The organism is Agrobacterium sp. S7/73, assembly GCF_019355535.1.
Classification (GTDB): Bacteria; Pseudomonadota; Alphaproteobacteria; order Rhizobiales; family Rhizobiaceae; genus Agrobacterium; species Agrobacterium tumefaciens.
This window is the reverse complement of the sequence record NZ_CP072137.1, coordinates 1,548,925-1,567,197: the sequence shown is the minus strand read 5'-3', so window position 1 is coordinate 1,567,197 and position 18,273 is coordinate 1,548,925. Positions and strand designations below refer to the sequence as shown.

At 61.1% G+C, this 18,273-nt stretch carries 12 protein-coding genes; 10 read left to right on the top strand and 2 right to left on the bottom strand.

Going from position 1 to position 18,273, the window contains the following annotated elements; translation table 11 throughout:
• Nucleotides 1-43 precede the first annotated feature (43 nt).
• The 3 genes from J5276_RS22140 (at nt 44) to J5276_RS22130 (ending at nt 4,079) form a co-directional block, all read left to right on the top strand.
• On the top strand, nt 44-883 hold the full coding sequence (locus J5276_RS22140) for a siderophore-interacting protein (protein ID WP_038495885.1): 840 nt from the start codon (nt 44-46) through the stop codon (nt 881-883).
• Nucleotides 876-1,154 (top strand): phosphopantetheine-binding protein, encoded by a 279-nt coding sequence (locus J5276_RS22135; protein ID WP_038494938.1) that lies wholly within the window; start codon nt 876-878, stop codon nt 1,152-1,154. The genes J5276_RS22140 and J5276_RS22135 overlap by 8 nt, the downstream gene beginning before the upstream one ends.
• A 69-nt stretch (nt 1,155-1,223) precedes the next feature.
• Complete coding sequence (locus tag J5276_RS22130; protein WP_174012309.1) at nt 1,224-4,079, top strand: condensation domain-containing protein; 2,856 nt, start codon at nt 1,224-1,226, stop codon at nt 4,077-4,079.
• A gap of 286 nt (nt 4,080-4,365) precedes the next feature.
• On the opposite strand, the gene J5276_RS22125 is transcribed toward J5276_RS22130, so the two are convergent.
• Both J5276_RS22125 and J5276_RS22120 read right to left on the bottom strand, forming a co-directional pair.
• Nucleotides 4,366-5,712, bottom strand: coding sequence for a condensation domain-containing protein (locus J5276_RS22125; RefSeq protein WP_111795975.1), 1,347 nt, complete (start codon nt 5,710-5,712; stop codon nt 4,366-4,368).
• 50 nt (nt 5,713-5,762) lie between these two features.
• A complete protein-coding gene (locus J5276_RS22120; RefSeq protein WP_174012307.1) occupies nt 5,763-10,202 on the bottom strand; it encodes a non-ribosomal peptide synthetase in 4,440 nt (1,479 codons plus the stop codon).
• An 81-nt stretch (nt 10,203-10,283) separates the two neighbouring features.
• Here J5276_RS22120 and J5276_RS22115 point away from each other — a divergent pair, with 81 nt between their 5' ends.
• From J5276_RS22115 to J5276_RS22085, 7 genes are all read left to right on the top strand, one after another.
• Nucleotides 10,284-11,459 carry an isochorismate synthase MenF gene (locus J5276_RS22115; protein ID WP_174012305.1) on the top strand — a complete coding sequence of 392 codons (1,176 nt, stop codon included), beginning with the start codon at nt 10,284-10,286 and terminating at the stop codon, nt 11,457-11,459.
• An 18-nt stretch (nt 11,460-11,477) separates the two neighbouring features.
• On the top strand, nt 11,478-13,097 hold the full coding sequence (locus tag J5276_RS22110; protein ID WP_065658478.1) for a (2,3-dihydroxybenzoyl)adenylate synthase: 1,620 nt from the start codon (nt 11,478-11,480) through the stop codon (nt 13,095-13,097).
• Between the two features lie 73 nt (nt 13,098-13,170).
• A complete protein-coding gene (locus J5276_RS22105; RefSeq protein ID WP_013762275.1) occupies nt 13,171-14,040 on the top strand; it encodes an isochorismatase in 870 nt (289 codons plus the stop codon).
• A 13-nt stretch (nt 14,041-14,053) separates the two neighbouring features.
• Entirely contained in the window at nt 14,054-14,809 is a 756-nt protein-coding gene (dhbA, locus tag J5276_RS22100) for a 2,3-dihydro-2,3-dihydroxybenzoate dehydrogenase (protein ID WP_013762274.1), read from the top strand.
• 30 nt (nt 14,810-14,839) lie between these two features.
• Nucleotides 14,840-15,553 (top strand): 4'-phosphopantetheinyl transferase, encoded by a 714-nt coding sequence (locus J5276_RS22095; RefSeq protein ID WP_065658476.1) that lies wholly within the window; start codon nt 14,840-14,842, stop codon nt 15,551-15,553.
• Nucleotides 15,554-15,682: 129 nt separating this feature from the next.
• Nucleotides 15,683-17,596, top strand: coding sequence for a PhoX family phosphatase (locus J5276_RS22090; protein WP_025595095.1), 1,914 nt, complete (start codon nt 15,683-15,685; stop codon nt 17,594-17,596).
• Nucleotides 17,597-17,759: 163 nt separating this feature from the next.
• Nucleotides 17,760-18,155: a cupin domain-containing protein gene (locus J5276_RS22085; RefSeq protein WP_003518141.1), complete on the top strand. Its 396-nt coding sequence runs from the start codon at nt 17,760-17,762 to the stop codon at nt 18,153-18,155.
• The last annotated feature ends 118 nt before the right edge of the window (nt 18,156-18,273 follow it).

Sequence of the window (18,273 nt, the reverse complement as noted above, 5' to 3'; positions counted from 1 at the left end):
AACTGCCGATCCCCATCGGCGATATCCCAGGGAAGACAGCAACATGAGCATTGCACAAAGCATTGAAACCGGCGTTCAGGACCGGACCCCCAAACGCCATCGTTACGCCGTCAAGCTACGCTGCCTTGACGTGGCCCGGGTGGAAAAACTCAGCCGGTCCATGGTGCGCATCGTATTGACCGGGCCTGAGCTTGAAGGCTTTGCCAGTCTCGGTTTTGACGACCACGTCAAGATGTTCTTCCCGCTTCCCGGCGAAACCGAACCTAACCTGCCGGTGATCGGCCCGAACGGCCTCGAATTTCCCGAAGGCGCGCCGCGCCCGCTCGCACGCGATTACACGCCGCGCAGCTTCGATGCCGAGAAGGGTGAACTCGCCATCGATTTCGCCACGCACCATGATGGCCCCGCCAGCAACTGGGCAAAATCCGCCAGGGTGGGTGACAAGGCATGGATTGCAGGCCCGCGCGGCTCGTTCACCATTCCCTTCACCTTCGACTGGCATCTGCTGATTGCCGACGATACCGGCCTTCCCGCCCTTGCACGGCGACTGGAAGAAATGCCCAAGGGCACCCGCGTCGTCGCCCTGATCGAAGTTGAGACGGAGGCTGATCGCCTGGACCTCGCCACGAAAGCTGACGCGTCGATCATCTGGGTAACGCAGGAGGCCGCGGGCGGCGCCGATCACGACGCCCTGACGGAGGCGCTGCGTACGCTTGAACTGCCTGAGGGCGATTTCTTCAGCTGGGTCGCCTGCGAATCGAAAGCGGCGAAAGACCTGCGCGCAATCCTGATCGGCGAGTACGGCGCGAACCCCAAATGGACGCGCGCTTCCGGCTACTGGCGGCGCGGAGCAAGCGGCGTTCACGATCATTTCGATGAATGAACCGGCAATCGCGGCGGCTGGCAAGCTGGAGGCGGACATGATGACGACGGAACTCAAAGCCCATCTCGCCAAGGTTCTGGACGATGAGGTGGGGCATATCGGCCCGAACGCCAACCTGTTCGGCTGCGGACTTCACTCCCTCGCTCTCATGCGCCTGATCCCGCCGCTTTCGCAGCTCGCCGGCACGCGACTTCACTATGACGATCTCGCCCGTCAGCCCACGCTTACCGCCTGGCAGGCGCTGATCGAGCAGTCGCGCGCGGGCTGCTGATCCCCGCAAGAGGGGACTTTCCCCGCCAAGCGCGACCTACCTCAACATTATACTTCCAAGGAGAGGACCATGGCAGCAGATAATTCGCGCATGCTTGCGCGCCGCATCGAACAAACCTTCGACAATGCGGACGAAGCCCCACGGAGCGGATCGCAGCCAAGCCAATATGAGGAGCGGGTCTGGTTCCAGCAGTTTCAGGACCCCGATCAGGTCTTCCGGCATATTCTCACCTACCGCATCGGCGGCGAGAGCGACCTTCTGCGCCTGACATCGGCACTGGAGACGGTTTGCGAGGCATGGCCCGAACTGCGCGTGCGGTTTTCCTTTGGAGAAGACGGCACCCTTGCCAAGAGCGTAGAGGCCCCTTCGGCATCTCTCGTGCAACTGTTTCAGACGGCATCGAAAGACGAAGCGGTGGCCCTTCTGCACGACCTTCAGGCAAGCCCGTTCGACGCGGAAATCGATCCGCCGTTTCAGGCCATCGTGCTCTTGAGCGAAGGAGAGGTACTGCTGGCGCTTCTGGTGCATGGCCTGCTTGGTGAATCCCTCTCACCGCAGATTTTGCTGGGCGCTATTGCCGCAGCCTATGCTGGCGACGCACCAAAGCCGCTTTCGCCACGCATCACCGAAAACGCCATCGTCAATCCAGTTCCGCTCCCCTGGCTGCAAGGACCGGCCTCCGGCACGCCCGTCGTCTCTCTCCGAAATAACGGGACCAAGCCGGCGAGCCACTGCCACGGCGTCGATCTTCCGGCTGCCCTTCTCGACCCAAACGGCTCGGCCGCACCGGACGCGCTTCTGGCACGCACCGGTGCCCGTTTCGCGCTTTTTCTGGCGACCAATGGCGATCTCGACACTGTTACCCTGCGCCTGCCCCTGCAACCCGGGAACGAGGCCGGCCTGCCGCTTCCGGCAGATGCGGTCGCCCGCGTCTCGATCTCACGTAGCCAGTCGCCGCAGGAGGCCGAAAAAGCCGTGCTGGCTGGGTTGGCCCGACATGGCGAACACAACGACGAGGTTGCCACCTTCACGCTTCAGACCCTGCCAACATCGGCTGAAACCTCATCCGTCGAGCGGCTCCGGTTCGAGCGCCTGCCACTCCCCTCTCTCCAGTCCGGCCTTGGCCTGACGCTCGCTGCTGGCAGCACGGTTGATGGCCACATCCGTCTGGAACTGACCGGCGGCAAGGAGGCCTCGCCGCATGCGACGGCATTTCTGCTGGAGCGTTTCATCGCCCATCTCGAAGGCGGTGCGGATTTTTCCGGCATTACGCATCAAACCTCGTCCGCAGGGCCGGAGGCTGCAGCATCCCTGCCCGCCGCCTCCCGCTCCAGCGACGACGAGACTGCCGCGGCAATTCTTGCCGAATTCCGCGAAGCGCTTGCGTCGACAGACATGGGACCGGATGACGATTTCTTCGATTTTGGCGGCCATTCGCTGATCGCGACCCGCATCATCGGACGCCTTTTGAGCAATCACGGCATCGAGCTGCGTTTCAACGACCTGTTCAGCTATCCCACCGCCGCATCGCTCGCAAAACAGGCGACGCGTCTCGAAACCGCCGCCCCTGCACAGGCGGAAGCAACCGCGACCGGCTCGCTGACGGCACCGCTTTCTCTTGCGCAGATGTCGCTCTGGAAAGCCTATGCCGCCTTCGGTTTCGGCGAGATTTTCAACATCCCCTTCGCGCTCGATTTCCTCGATCCGGTGGATGAGAGCGCTTTCGAATGTGCATTCCTCGATATTATCGAGCGTCATCCCGGCCTGCGAACCCATTTTTACGTCGAAGATGGGACGGTTCTGCAAAAGATCGTGCCGATGCACGACCTGCCCGGCTATAAGTGGTTCTGGACGAGTGAGGAAAGCGAAGGCGTGGACCGGCATACGGAAGCGTCCTGGCGGTTCGACCTTGCCCGCGAATTGCCGATGCGGCTGCGTTTCCTGCGCAATCCCCAAACCGGCGGCCAGGTGCTCTCTTTCCTCTTCCACCATATTGTGCTGGACGAATGGTCGGTGAACCTGATGATGGACGAGCTGACCGAAGCCTATAGGGCAAGAGCCACGGGCAAGGCCCCTGTCTTTGCGAGCAAGCCCGCACCCTTCCATGAATTCGCCAGAAAACAGGTGGCATCCGGCGTCAACGGCGACCACCTTGCCTACTGGACCGATATGCTGCGGGACGCACCGAAAGGCCTGGTCCTTACCGGACAGAACAGCACGCCGACAGATGCTGCACACGACGAGGCGCCGGCGGGCGGCTGGATCGAGTTCAAGCTGGAAAAACACGTCAGCGACGGACTTTACGCCATCGCCAAGCAGAACAGCGCCTCCCTGTTCAACGTCGTTTATGCCGCCATCGCCGCGTCGCTGCGCCATCTGGGCGGGCTGAGCGATCTCGTGGTCGGCACATCGGCGTCCGGGCGCACCGACAGCGGCTATTTCGATACGATCGGCTATTTCACCACGGTCGTTGCCCATCGTGTGCGTTTCCGCGAGGAGATGACGGTCGGCGAACTGATTTCCTCGGTGAAGAACACGGTCAATGGCTCTCTGGAACACAGCGAAATTCCAATCGATCTCGTCGAAGAGGCGCTCGGCATGACGCCCGGCCGCGACCATCTGTTCGAGGTATTCATCCAGATCCACGCCAAGAACAAGCTGAACGGCACGCTTTCAGGGCCGGACGGCAAAACCGTCGAGTTCCGGCAGATCGATCCCGACAAGCACGAATCCATGCTGGGGCTGCAATTCGAGGTAATGGAAGAAACGATTGGCGGCGAACGCTCCATCCGCGTGTTGATGAGCTACCGCTCCGACCGCTACGGCCCCGAGGATGTCGACCGGCTGCGCACGACCACCAGCGGCGTCTTCAGCCGTTTCGCCGAAGCAGGCGCTTCGGGCCGTGTGCTGACCACGCTAGCCTGAGTGCTGGCCAGGCTTCGCAATAAACCCGGCTCCGCATGGCGGCGCCGGGTTTTGCTTTTTAACAAATGTCCGGAAAGCTCTCTTCCGTCATGCTCGGGCCTGTCCCCACTGGATCCTTGGGACAAGCCCAAGGATGACGTTGGGTGGGAGGACAGCATGTCACCCCATCAGGCAGGGTTTTGCATAACGGAGCCGGGTTTATCACATCCGCACCCAGTCACTCCCGACCAAATGCAGAGTGACGGCAGAGAGATTTCCGTCCCCTTCTTGCAGAGCACCCGGCTTCTCAAACCGCCAGACGGAAGGCCGCGGAAACCTCTTCGGCCGGAGCCGCCAGCGCCTCGTCGCGCAGCATGGCATCCAGAAACAGCGGCATCTCCTCGCGGTAACGCGCGAAATCGTCGGCTTCGGTCAGTGCGGAATCCGCGTCGATATGCAGGTTCAGATCACTGCCGTCATCCTCGCCACGGAAGGTCAGGTTGAACCCGTCGCCCGGACCATTGGCGAGAATGTGCCTGATAACGGCAAGCCCTGCAAATACCGGCGCGCTGAAGGGCAGGACGTTGATAAGCGGTGAGAAGAAAAACCGCCGGCCCTTTGATATGTTGCGATCGGCGGCGATCTGTTCGATGCGGTAGCGGCCATGCAGGCGCTGCCGGCGCAGATTGGCGGCATTGCGCGCAAGGAAGCTACCAAGGCTCTCCTGCGGTTCTATTGTCAGATGGAAAGGCAGGATATTGACGAGCATGGCGGGCATATGCGCGCCGACGCTGCCCCAGCGGCTCATGAAGGGCAGCCACAGCGTCAGCACATCGCGATCCGGGCGCGGCAATACGCGGTGAAGATAAAGGCCTGAAAGCAGCACCAGCAGGTCCGGCCAGCCTATCTCCAGTGCGCCGGATATCTGTTGCAGTCTTGTGCTGAAACCTTCCGGCAATCCCGCATCGGCATGCAGGCCGCCGCCACCGTAATCCTCGCAATCCTTGTCCAGCACGGGCAGATCCACCGGCGGCGCGAGATAGGCCGTCCAGAACTCGCGGTCCTTTTCGAAACGGCGGCTTTGCCGGTAAGCGTCCTCTTCGGCAAGAAAACTGGGGAAAGGATGGAAATCCGGACCCGCCTCGCCCTTGCCGCAATAGTGCCCGTAAAGCTGCCCGCAGCGCTGCTCCACCAGCGTCAAACCATAACCGTCGACGACGATATGATGGGCACGGATATACCAGAGGTAGCGATCGTCGGCGATGCGGTAAAGCACCTGGGCGGAGAGCTTGTCGGTTCGAAGATCAAGCCCTGCCTCGACATCCGCGTTCATGCGCCCCAGCGCTTCCTCGAAAGGCGCCGGATGGGCACGGAGATCGACAAGCTCGACCATCGGAGCGTGGAGCGGATCGCAGCATTGCTGCGGCGTCTCGCCATCCTCACCGACGCGAAAACGGATCGACAGAACTTCCGATTCGCGCACGGTGCGCCTGATTGCCTCAAGCAGAGCGCCTTCGTTCACGGCACCGGAAAGCTCGATGTAATGGGCGACGGTAGAGACCGGTTCGTCGGGATGGAAGGAAAACTCCTCCCAGAAATCGAGTTGCGGCTGGGTCAGGGGAAGCCAGCCACTGGCAGGATCGATATGCGCCATCTGTTTTTCCTTGGATTATTCCTGTGATTTTCTGGCCGCAATGATGCGGTTCATGCCGCCGAGGCGGGTAAAAGCGAACTGACCTGTTTGGCGTTTCGGCAACGCAGGAGTTGCTGCGGCGAAAGCTCCACGCCGAAGGCGCTGCGAATTTCGGCCGAGACGGTTTTCAGATGCGAAGGCAAAAGGCCAAGCGCCAGCAAATCGCTGCTCGTGTCCACATTTTCCGGGTTTTTGCCCAGCACGCCGAGATAGATATCCAGCACGCGGCGATCACCCTGATCGGCGACTTTGATTGTTACAGCCGCAGGTGCCTTTGCCGGTTCCGCTGCCGTCAGCAATTCGCGGGCGCGGCGGCGATCCGGCTTGCCATTGGCCGATAGCGGCAGATCGGCCACATTGAGAAAGCGGCCGGGCACATGCGATTCCGGCAGATGCCTGCGGGCGAAATTGCGCATATCGGCGGCGGAAAGCTCAATGCCAGGCATCGGAACATAAAGCACGCCGATAGCAGCCTCCCCCTTTTGCTCGGCACCGTAATCCACCACCAGTACACGCTGGATGGAGGGGTGGCGGATAAGTTCATTTTCCACATCCGGCAGCGAGACCCGCACCCCGCGCACCTTGACGTAACCGTTGACGCGGCTGGCGAACATGATCTTGCCATCCGGCCGGTAACGGCCCCGGTCTCCGGTGCGGAAGGCGCGCACCGCATGTCCACCGGGATCGCTGACCGTGACGAAATCCGTCTGGGTAATGGCACCATCTTCAAGATAGCCGATCGCCACATTCACGCCCACTGTGTGGATGCGTCCGACAACGCCCGCCGGGCAATGGCCGCCCTGATCGTTGAGGATGAAATATCGATTGCTGGGTAGAGGGTGTCCATAGGGTATCGCCGTGGTATCGGCTGCCACGATCTCGTGCCAGATGCTCCAGATGGTCGTTTCCGTCGGCCCGCCCAGCGATATCAGCCGAAGCTCGGGTTTCAGCCGGCGCAACTCCTCGATGACCACGGGCTTGATGTAATCACCGCCCTGCGCGACGAGCCGGAGCGAGCCGAGCTGGTCGCCACGATGGCAGGACAATAGCATCTCAAGAATCGCCGGCACCGAGCACCACAGCGTAACGCCGTGTTCGGCCACCAGCTCGTTCCAGCGGACCGCATCCTTTTCCTCGCCGGGTTCCGGCAGCACCAGTGTCGCACCGGCGGCAAGCGCGCCGAATACATCGAAGACCGACATGTCGTGGTGCAAGGGCGTGACGGAGATGAAGACGTCATTTTCCGTCACCGCCCATTCCGAAAGCGTGCTGCCGATGACATTGGCCGTGGCCCTGTTAGAGAGCACGACGCATTTCGGTTTGCCTGTCGTGCCGGAAGTGTAGAGGTAATAAGCGGGTGCTTCGCTTGCTGAAAGTGCCGCCAGTTCCGCCGCGTTAACGGGCACGCCGGAGGCGGCTGGCGCTGCGAGAAGCTCCTCGGGACCGACAGCGTCAAATCCTTGCGGAACGGAACGGGCGACGATCATGGCCGGGCGGCAATTGGTCAGCAGATAGTGCAGGCGATCTTCCGGCGAGCTCGCATCGATCGGCACCCAGATGGCGCCGATAAGTGCAGCGGCCAGCGTGACGGCTGTATGCTCCGGACTGCGCGGCAGGCACACCGCTACGACATCGCCCCGGCCAATGCCGCGCGTCTTAAGGCCCGCCATCGCCCGCGCCACCGTATCGCCGAGCTCGCCATATGACACGCGCCGTTTGCCGTTGATCAGGGCCGTGCGCGATCCGTCTCCTTCGAAAAGATGCGAGGCGATCCGTTCCAGTAATGGCGGGCAGACGAAGTTCCGCTCGTCGCCATTCAGCCGATAGTGCGACAGGTCGACGATCTCACGGGAATTCATCGAGAACGTCCCGCTGGCGGTGATCGCGGCAATCGCACGCTCTATCGCACCGAGAATGTCCGCCACCATTGCGGCATCGATCGCCTGCTCCGCATAATCGATATCGAGGACGAGATCGCCATTCGGGTTTTGCGAAAAGCGGAAATCCAGCGCCACCTGTGGTGTTTGGGTCAGCCCGTCCGTCCAACGAAGCGTGGAATCTTGCGAAAGCGTCGGCCATGAAAGACCGTTGGTGATGACGACAGGCAGGGCGAGCCCACCCGGATTGGCGTTGAGAAGGATGCGATTGAGATCGATCCCTGAAAAAGCCAGATGATTGAGGCCCTCAAGCACATCGGTTTGCAAAGCTGCGGCCCGCTCCGCAAAATCGCCCTTGGCCGCATCCCATTTGACCGCGATGAAGCTCGAGCGATTGGCAAACGCGCCTTCCACCTGCGGGGCGACGGGAATGCCGACGACGAGGGCACCTTCGTTCAGCCAAAGCGATAGCACATCGAGGATTACCGCCGTCAGCGCCGAATTTTTGAACAGCCGCTCTTTCGCGCCGATCCGTGAAAAGGCGGTAAAGCGTTGTTTTTCCACGGTCAGGCTCTGGCGGCTGTAACGCGAAACGGCAATGGTTTCGAGCGGGGCTTTCCAAGGCAGTTGCGAGGGCACTTCCGCACCCTCAAGTTTCTCAGCCCAGTATGCGGCATCCTCGGCACGGGCCGCTGCTACATCTTGCTGCGCGGCGGTGGTGGCTACGGCTGATGCGGGCAGCACGACATCATCGAAGAGTTCAGCCGCAAGGCTGGCTATTCCCCGTCCGTCGAGAATGAGGGCGTCGAAGCGCAGGAAGACCGCCACGCTGTCCCCCACCGCAATTTCCGGCAGACGAAACACCGTGACCTGCCAGGGAGAGGCGGCAAGATCGAAATGGGCATGGGAGAAATCCTGCCGCACGGTGCCGATCCGCTGTTCGGCTTCGGCAGCGGACAGGTGCGAAAGATCAACAATATCAAGGTTTAGCTTCGGCTCATCCGAGACCACTTGCACCAGACGCCGCTCATCGATGTGGGTGCGCAGGCTTTCATGCCGCTCGACCATTGCGGTGAGGCGCGAGCGAAGCAATGCCGGATCGATATTGCCGCGATATTCGCGGAACTCCTGCATCGCCACGCCGCTCAGCGGCAGATGGGTGCCGCGACCGAGCAGATAGGCCTTTTGCAAGGCTGAGAGTGGCCGTTCCATGGATTTTCCTTTTGTCTGCACTGTCGCTTCAGGCGCTTGCAAGCCTAATCGCTCCAAGGTCTCGGAAACGAGATCAGGGCTGGCGGCAAGGTGGCGAAGAAGGGCGGTATGGGCGTCGAACAGGGCTCGCAGCCAGCTTTCCGGCAGCGCATCGAGCCGCACATCCCAGTTGACCAAAAGCCCGCCATCGAGCGCTGCGACCTGCGCATCCAGCGCAACTCCAGGCCCCTGCGAGACGGTGTGGATCATCGGGCCGAACACGCGCCCCACATTTTCCGAAAACAACTCGCCCCCGGGCAAATCGACACCCGCGGTAAAGACAACCGGTGAGGTCTGCAAACCGCCGCGCAGGCGGGAAAGGTCGCGCATGACGCTGACCCCGGGATAGGACTGGTGCGCCAGAAGCCCGTTCATCTCTCCTAACAGCCGTCCAAGCAGTCGCTCAAGGCTCTCCTCAGGCCGGATATCAACGCCAAGAATGAGCACATTGGAGAATTCGCCGACGATGCCATCGACCCCTTCCACCAGCGGCGCGCGCCAGAAAGCCGGCACGGAAAGCCGGAACTTTTCCGTATTCGTCGCCTGCGAAAGCACCACTGCAAAGATACCAAGCAACAGGGTCGACGTGGTCACGCCGCAGCGCCGCGCCACCCGTTCCAGACTGCTGCGTTCAGCCGGAGAAAGTCTTGCTGCAAGGCGATCGGTGTGAACGGCGCGTGACGGGTCCTCGGGCAAAAACGGCAATGGCGGTGCCTCCGGAATATCGGCAATATGTTGCCGCCACCACAGCCGATCCCTTTCACGCTGGGCTGTGAGTTCCGGATCGGATGCAAGACGTTCCGCCCAGCTGAAAAACGATGGTGGTGTATCCCCCAATGGCTCGAGTTCGTCCGCGTCGGCTTCATAAAAGCGGGCGAGATCTTCCAGCACGATACGTATACTGGCGGGATCGATGGCCAACATGTCGGTATCCACATGCAGCCTGGCGCGACCTGCGGGCAGCAGGCTGAGCGACACTGCCGCCGGCGGGGCAACGCGCAGATCGATCTGGCGATGGCTCCACTTCTCACGTTTGGTGGCAAGACGGTGCGCAAGCGCCTCCTCATTGAGAGACGCCATGTCCTCCACGTCGAGGCGGAGCGGCCGGCCGGCGGGGTCCGCCGTCTGTCGCCCTTCCGCATCAATCCTGAGGCTGAGCATGGGGTGACGCCGGCAAAGCCTTTCGACCGCGACAGCCAGTCTTTCCGCCTCCAGCCCCCTGCCTTCGAACTCGATATAGAGATGCGGCGTAACTTTTCCGAGTATCCCGTCCGCCTCTCGGCCGACCCAGTAGGCAACCTGCATGGGGGTTAAATTTAGCATGTGAATTTGCACCGATTGACAAAACATGATTATCATAATCAAGTATAAGCCACCGTCAACCACTCGCACAGGAGGCATCCCATGAAAACGGGAGCACTCAGGACGAATGACGTCGATTCCGACGAAATTACTGATTTTGATAGAGAATTTCTGTTCACTTCTGGCTCGGGCGAACTGCGTGCCAGAGGCATTCGCGAAAGGATAACGATTCCTGCCCATGGCGCTGAAGACGCGGGAAGCCCTTTGCAGAAGGCGATAAAGGCCGCTTTTGAGAGGGCGCGAAGGGCCGGACAGGACAATCCCATCGCCATTGGCGCCATCCCCTTCGACGTCAACGAGCCATCCTGCCTATATATCCCCAACAACCATGAGTGGAATCCAAAAGGTACCGCTTCGATCTCGACTGATTCGGCCATGCCAACGCTTGTCGGCCAGAACAGCCTGCCCGATGAAAATGGTTTCAAGCGCGCCGTCGAGCATGCCATCGTCAATTTCCGCCATTCCGATGTCCGCAAGGCGGTGCTTTCGGTCATGCGTGAACTGACCTTCGCCTCCGAGGTCAATGTCGAAAGATTGCTGGCCAGCCTCGCCAAACAGAACCGCGAGGGTTACCAGTTTCGCATTCCGCTGCCCGATGGCGGCGATCTGATCGGCGTGAGCCCCGAACTCCTCATCCGCAAGCACGGTGAAAAAGTCATCTCGAACCCGCTCGCGGGCTCGGCAAAACGCATGGCTGACCCAGTGGCGGACAAGGCCAATGCAGACCGGCTTTCGGCTTCGGAAAAAGACCATTACGAGCATAGCCTCGTGATCGAGGATATACGCTCGCTGCTTACGCCTTGCTGCACTGAAATCGACGTTCCCGAAAAACCCTCCCTCATCAACACGGCCGCTCTCTGGCATCTTTCGACGCGCATCGAGGGTCGCCTTGCTGATCCCGAGACCAATGCGCTGCAACTCGCGTGCCTGCTGCATCCCACACCTGCTGTTTGCGGTTTCCCCACCGAGCGTGCCCGCAGGCTTATTCGCTTCGTCGAGCCTTTCGAGCGTGGGCTGTTCACCGGCATGGTCGGCTGGACGGATGCCGAGGGTAACGGCGAATGGGTAGTGACAATCCGTTGCGGCACCGTGCAGCGGCAAACCGTGCGGCTGTTCGCAGGCGCCGGCATCGTTGAAGCCTCGGAACCCGAATCCGAATGGGCCGAGGTGCAGACCAAGCTCAAGACCATGCTGAACGCCTGCGGTCTTTCTGCCTAATTTTCCCAGGGACACACCATGACAATCGAATTTGAACGCTGGCCCGAAGATCTGGCGCGCCGATACCGCGACCGCGGCTACTGGATCGACAGACCGCTCAGCGACATCCTCACCCAGCAGGTGGAACTTCGGCCGGACGCGACCGCGCTGATCTGCGGCGACCGCCGCTTCACCTATGCCGATCTCGACCGGCAATCTTCCAATCTTGCCGGGCATCTGGCTGCCGCCGGGATCGGCAGGGGCGATACGGCACTGGTGCAATTACCAAATATCGCGGAGTTCTATCTCGTCTTTTTCGCTCTGATGAAAATCGGCGCTGCACCCGTCAATGCGCTTTTCAGCCATCGTCGGCTGGAAATGACCTCCTATGCGGAACAGATTGCGCCAAAGCTGGTGATCGGCTCGCGTTCCCACGAGCTTTTTGCCAATGACACGTTTCTGGAGGCGCTGAAGCTTGCCTCTCCGCAGCTTGCCGTAACGCTGCTGCTTGGTGAGACGGAACCGCAGCGCAGCCTCGAACAATGGCTCTCATCACCCGCCGAAAATGCGCCGCATTACGGCCCTTCGGCAGCTGATGAGGTAGCGTTGTTCCAGCTTTCCGGCGGCAGCACCGGAACACCGAAACTGATCCCCCGCACGCATAACGACTATGACTACAGCGCCCGGGCCAGTGCGGAAATCTGCGAGCTGACGCCGCAGACCCGTTTCCTCTGCGCCATTCCGGTGGCGCATAATTACCCCATGAGTTCGCCGGGTGCGCTTGGCGTGTTCCACGCTGGCGGCACCGTGGTAATGGCGGCCAATCCCGAGCCGCTTGCCTGCTTCGACCTCATCGAAAAACATGGCATCGACATTGTGCCTCTGGTGCCGCCGGCCGTGGCGCTGTGGTTACAGGTGGCGCCCGCCCATCGCGAACGGCTGAAATCCCTCAAGCTGTTGCAGGTCGGCGGCGCAAGCTTCGCTGAAGCTTTAGCCCGCCAAGTGCCGCAGGTGCTGGGTTGCGCCCTCCAGCAGGTCTTCGGCATGGCGGAAGGTCTGGTGAACTATACCCGCGCCGGTGATCCCGACCATGTTGTCTTCACCACGCAAGGGCGGCCGATCAGCCCGGATGACGAGATCCGCATCGTTGATGAGGACGGCAACGACGTTCCAGAAGGCGAAGCCGGCATGCTGGCGACGCGCGGCCCCTATACGTTTCGCGGATATTACCGCGCCGCCGAGCACAGCGCGCGCGTCTTCGACAACCAGGGTTTTTATTATTCCGGCGATGTCGTTCAGCGCACGCCCGAAGGTTACCTGCGGGTGGTTGGCCGGGTGAAAGACCAGATCAATCGCGGCGGCGAGAAGGTCGCATCGGAAGAGGTGGAAAACCTGATCCTGCAGCATCCGGATGTGACGCATGCCGCACTGGTGGCGATGCAGGACGAACTCCTCGGTGAAAAAAGCTGCGTCTTCGTCGTTTCCCGCAATCCCGCTCTCAAGGCACCGGCCATCCGCCAGCATCTCTCTGGTCTGGGTGTTGCGGATTACAAGCTGCCGGACCGGGTGCGTTTCATCGACACCATGCCGCTTACTGCCGTCGGCAAGATCGACAAGAAACGTCTACGCGACATGCTCGCAGCGCCCATCCCGGCGTAACGGAGCGTGCACGCCCCAACCATTTGAAAATTGCGTGTCGCCCATGCCGATGCGCCAAACTATCGAGGTCAATATGACGATCCCCACCATTTCCGATTATCCGATGCCGGTCGCAGCAAGCTTTCCGGCCAACAAGACCAAATGGCAGCCGGACGCCAAGCGCGCCGTGCTGCTCATCCACGACATGCAGCGTTATTTCCTGCGGTTCTACGAGGCCGACGGCAGGTTGATGACAACCCTCATCGACAATCTTGCAAAGGTAAAGGCATGGGCGGTTCAGAACGGCGTGCCGGTCATCTACACCGCCCAGCCGCACGACCAGCCTGCCGCCGACCGCGCGCTTCTGAACGACATGTGGGGACCGGGCCTGACCGTGGTCGACCCGGAGTTGCAGAAGGTCGTGGACAAGCTTGCGCCGACGCCCGACGATGTGGTGCTGACCAAATGGCGCTACAGCGCCTTCCAGCGTTCAGACCTTGCCGAGCGTATGAAGGGGTGGGGCCGCGACCAGATCATCATCGGCGGCGTCTATGCCCATATCGGCTGCATGATGACGGCTGTTGAAGCCTTCATGAAGGATATTCAGCCCTTCATGCTGGGTGATGCCGTCGCCGATTTTTCCGAAGCCGAACACCGCATGGCGCTGCAATATGTGGCAACACGCTGCGGCGTGGTGATCGACACTGAAAGCCTTGCCGGCGCGGGAGAGACCACCGATATCAGCGAATGGCTGAAGGCCCGCGTCCTGCAAATGGTGGAGGACGAGAGCGACATCGACCCGGATGAGAACCTGATCTTCTATGGGCTGGATTCGCTGCAGGTGATGAAGCTTGCCGGCGAACTGAAGGAACGCGGCGTCATCGTGGGCTTCGAAGAGCTTGCCCGCGTACCGACGCTTTCTGCCTGGTGGGCGCTGATCGAAGAAAAGCGGCTCGCGGCCTGAGCGGACGGACAAGATGATGCAGAACAGATTTAACGGGCGGCGCGTGCTGGTGACGGGTGCCGCGCAGGGCATCGGCCGCCGCATCGCCGAGCGTTTCACCGAGGAAGGGGCCGAGGTCATCGGCCTTGACCTCATTGCCGATGCAACCGATGCAACCTTCCGCCAAATCACGCTCGACATCACGGACGCGGCGGCAGTGGAGGCGGCGAGCAAGGCGATCGAGAAGGAATGGGGCGGGCTAGACATTCTCGTCAATGCCGCCGGCATCCTCCGGCTCGGCGACAGCGAAAGCCTGACGCCGCAGGACTGGAACGCCTGCATGGATGTCAATGCTGCGGGGCCGTTCTACCTGCTGCGGCAATGGAGCGGCGTCTTCAAGCGGCAGCGGCGCGGGGCAATCGTCAACATTGCCTCCAACGCCGCCGTTGTGCCGCGCATCGGCATGCTCGCCTATTGTGCTTCCAAGGCCGCACTCGTCAGCCTCAGCCATTGCGCAGCACTTGAACTCGCGCCCTATGGCGTGCGCTGCAATGTGGTGTCACCCGGCTCCACCGATACGCCGATGCTGGCCGGCATGCTGAACGATCCCAGCGGCAAACAGCGACTGGTCGCCGGTCTTCCCGAGCAGTTCAAGCTCGGCATTCCGCTGGGCAAAATCGCGCGGCCGGACGACATCGCCGACACGGTGCTGTTCCTCGCCTCCGATCAGGCAGGCCATGTGACGATGCAGCAGATCGTGGTCGATGGCGGCGCCACGCTTGCCGCCTGAGCATCGGTCCGCGTGATGAGGATGACAGAAATGGCCAACGTGCCGGCGTTTCACGGCGAAGCTGTTTCCGGCGATCCACCCGAGGCCATCTGGCCTTGGCCGGATGACAGATGCGATTGTCACTGTGTCACCCTTCATTACAGCGCCGAAGAAGGGCGCGGCGGCAAGGTCCCTCCCTTGCCGCCGCAGCTTTTGCGCGCTGCGCCCAGACGCAAGGCGGAATTTATCGCCGGGCGCAGATGTGCTGCCGAAGCCATACGCCGTCTGACCGGCCGCGCCTCCTTTCCCGGCATGGGAGAGGATCGCGCCCCTATCTGGCCCGAAGGCGTGGTCGGCGCGATTTCCCACAGCCACGAGCGGGCAATTGCGCTTGCCGGCTCTTCCGAGCGGTTCTGCGGCATTGGCATCGATATCGAAAGGCTTCTGAACGAGGAGGAAGCTTGCGATATTGCCCCGCAGGTACTGACCGCGAACGAACGCCTCAGTCTTGGAAACGACATCGATCCCTTCATGACCGGGCTGATCTTTTCGGCCAAGGAAAGCCTGTTCAAAGCGCTTTATCCGACCGTCAGGCGTTCGTTCTTTTTCGAGGCGGCGGAGTTATCCGGCTATGAAGAGTGCGGTTCAGCATCCCTTCGGCTGACGACCGACATCAGCGGCGAGTGGCGCAAGGGAACGGACATTGCTTTCCACTTCTGCCGCTTCGAAGGCTTTTTGCTCACCCGTATCCTTCTCCCGCATTAAGGGAAAAATACAGAATCATTTTCTGTGAAGATCATATTTAAAGTCGTTATTCCCGTCATTTGTGTGAAACACTGAAACGGTACGCACCGTGTTGGAATGATTCCAAACATGCAACGGTGGAGATACGATATGACCGACATCGATACGAGCAAGCTTTCCTGGGATGCGTGGGACGAGCTGCAAAACCCGCCGCCGGCCGAAACCGATTTCGACCGCGTGGTCGAGACCGCGATTTCCCGCCGCGGCTTTCTCGGTGGCGTGCTTGCCTTCGGTTCGGCCGCAGCAGCCATGGGCACGCTCGGCAACCTGATGACCAGCACCTCGGCGGAAGCGCAGGAAGCGGCAGCCGGCCGTTTCCCCTTCAAGCCGGTGGCTGCCGCGACCGACCACACCATTCACGTGCCGGAAGGCTACAGCTGGAAGCCAGTCGCCAAGTGGGGCCAGCCGCTGTTCTCCAACGTGCCCGACCTCGACCCTACCAAGGGTGTCAGCGTTGAAAACTCCGACAAGGTCTTCGGCGAAAATACTGACGGCATGGAACTGTTCATGGTTGGCAATCACCAGCTGATCGCCGTCAACCATGAATATGTAAACCCCGAAACCAACCTGCCGCATGCCGAAAAGGGCAACCCGAAAACGGCCGACGACGTCAAGATCCTGCAGAACATGCAGGGCGTCACCGTCATGGAAGTTGCGGAAGGCACCGGAGGCTGGGAAATCGTTCTCGACAGCCCGTTCAACCGCCGTATTCACCACAACACCCCGATGAAGCTTTCCGGCCCGGCCGCAGGCTCGGACCTCGTCAAGACCGCCGCAGATCCGAAGGGTGTCGACTGTCTGGGGACCTTCAACAATTGCGGCGCCGGCCGCACGCCCTGGGGCACCTACCTCACCTGCGAGGAAAACTTCAACGGCTATTTCGGTACCACTGATGCCGCCTTCAAGCTGCCGGATGACTACAAGCGCTACGGCATCGTCGCCGAGACCCGTTACGCCTATGAGAAGTTCGATGCGCGTTTCGATGTCGCCAAGAACCCCAACGAGCCGCGCCGCGCCGGTTACGTGGTTGAGATCGATCCTTCGGACGCCTCCTCCACCCCGATCAAGCGCACCGCCCTTGGCCGCATCAAGCACGAAAACGCCGCTGTGGTGATCGCGCGTGACGGCCGCGTGGTGGTTTACATGGGCGATGACGAGCGTGGCGAATTCCTCTACAAATTCGTCTCCAACGGCATTTACGTGCCCGGTGGCGACACCTCGAAACTGCTAGACGAAGGCACGCTCTACGTCGCCAGGTTCTCGGACGACGGCGCTGGTGAATGGCTGGCTCTAACGCCTGAGACGACAGGCATGAAGATCGATGAAATCTGCGTCTTCACCCGTCAGGCCGCTTCCAAGGTGGGCGCGACAACGATGGACCGCCCGGAATGGGTCGCCATCAACCCGGTCGCCATCGAAGCCTATTGCGCCCTTACCAACAACAGCCGTCGCGGCGAAATGAAAGACGGCAAGTTGCGCGCCAATGCTGGCGGCGACGCCATGGCGATCAATGCTGCCAACCCGCGCGAAAAGAACGAATACGGCCAGATCGTGCGCTGGTACCCGGAAAACGACGATCACGCGGACGGCAGATTCAAGTGGGACCTGTTCTGCATGGCCGGCAACCCCACCGTTCACAAGGATGCCTATGCCGGCTCTTCGAACATCAACGAAGGCAACATGTTCAACTCGCCCGATGGCATGATGTTTGACTCGACCGGTCTCCTCTGGATCCAGACCGACGGAGAGGACAGCAACGAAGGCAACTTCGCCGGCCAGGGCAATAACCAGATGCTGGCAGGCGATCCGGCCACCGGCCGTATCGAGCGTTTCCTGACCGCGCCGAAGGGTTCCGAAGTTACCGGCCAGACATGGTCCGGCGACAAGCGTACCCACTTCGTCGGCATCCAGCACCCCGACGCCCCCTTCCCGGATGGCGAAGGCAAGCTGCCGCGCTCCACCGTTATCGCCATCAAGCGTGACGACAACGCGCAGATCGGCTGACGCTTTGGCTTAGGCGGAACCGGGTCTCGGCATAGCGGAGATCCGGTTCCTGTCACCCGTGACCAAGGGTCGATGCGGCCTGACTGAATTTTCACTCGCCAGTGGACAAGAGAGGCATTACCGCTTCAAATCCCCCCACACGATACCAGTCAGGAGAATGACCATGGAAATATTGCGCGCGGGAACACGGGCCTCAACCAAAGGCCCCGAGGCATGGTTTACCGGCACGGTCCGTATCGATCCTCTGTTCAACCCGTTCGATGCAGAGCGGGTGCAGGGCGCTCAGGTCACCTTCGAACCAGGCGCGCGAACCGCATGGCACACGCACCCGCTCGGACAGACCCTGATCGTGGTTTCAGGGTTTGGAAGGGTGCAGCGCGAGGGTGGCCCCGTGGAAGAAATCCGCCCCGGCGATACCGTGTGGTTCGCGCCGGGCGAAAGGCACTGGCACGGGGCGGCACCCGATGTCGCCATGACGCATATCGCGCTTCAGGAAGTGAAAGACGGCAAGGTCGTGGACTGGATGGAGCACGTCACGGACGATCAGTATGGTGGCTGAAGCGGCCTGGCCGAAATGGCGCTCGTCCTGCCTGCCGGACGATCTCCAGCGTTAAGCAACATCCGGAAGAGCCGAAATATTTCGGGGGCGCGATTTAAACTTTGACTCGTATGCGCAT

Coding starts and splice junctions, on each gene's coding strand:
- J5276_RS22140 (WP_038495885.1), top strand. CDS start 44: ATGAGCATTGCACAAAGCATTGAAACCGGCGTTCAGGACCGGACCCCC.
- J5276_RS22135 (WP_038494938.1), top strand. CDS start 876: ATGAATGAACCGGCAATCGCGGCGGCTGGCAAGCTGGAGGCGGACATG.
- J5276_RS22130 (WP_174012309.1), top strand. CDS start 1,224: ATGGCAGCAGATAATTCGCGCATGCTTGCGCGCCGCATCGAACAAACC.
- J5276_RS22125 (WP_111795975.1), bottom strand. CDS start 5,712: ATGGCGCATATCGATCCTGCCAGTGGCTGGCTTCCCCTGACCCAGCCG.
- J5276_RS22120 (WP_174012307.1), bottom strand. CDS start 10,202: ATGCTAAATTTAACCCCCATGCAGGTTGCCTACTGGGTCGGCCGAGAG.
- J5276_RS22115 (WP_174012305.1), top strand. CDS start 10,284: ATGAAAACGGGAGCACTCAGGACGAATGACGTCGATTCCGACGAAATT.
- J5276_RS22110 (WP_065658478.1), top strand. CDS start 11,478: ATGACAATCGAATTTGAACGCTGGCCCGAAGATCTGGCGCGCCGATAC.
- J5276_RS22105 (WP_013762275.1), top strand. CDS start 13,171: ATGACGATCCCCACCATTTCCGATTATCCGATGCCGGTCGCAGCAAGC.
- dhbA (WP_013762274.1), top strand. CDS start 14,054: ATGATGCAGAACAGATTTAACGGGCGGCGCGTGCTGGTGACGGGTGCC.
- J5276_RS22095 (WP_065658476.1), top strand. CDS start 14,840: ATGGCCAACGTGCCGGCGTTTCACGGCGAAGCTGTTTCCGGCGATCCA.
- J5276_RS22090 (WP_025595095.1), top strand. CDS start 15,683: ATGACCGACATCGATACGAGCAAGCTTTCCTGGGATGCGTGGGACGAG.
- J5276_RS22085 (WP_003518141.1), top strand. CDS start 17,760: ATGGAAATATTGCGCGCGGGAACACGGGCCTCAACCAAAGGCCCCGAG.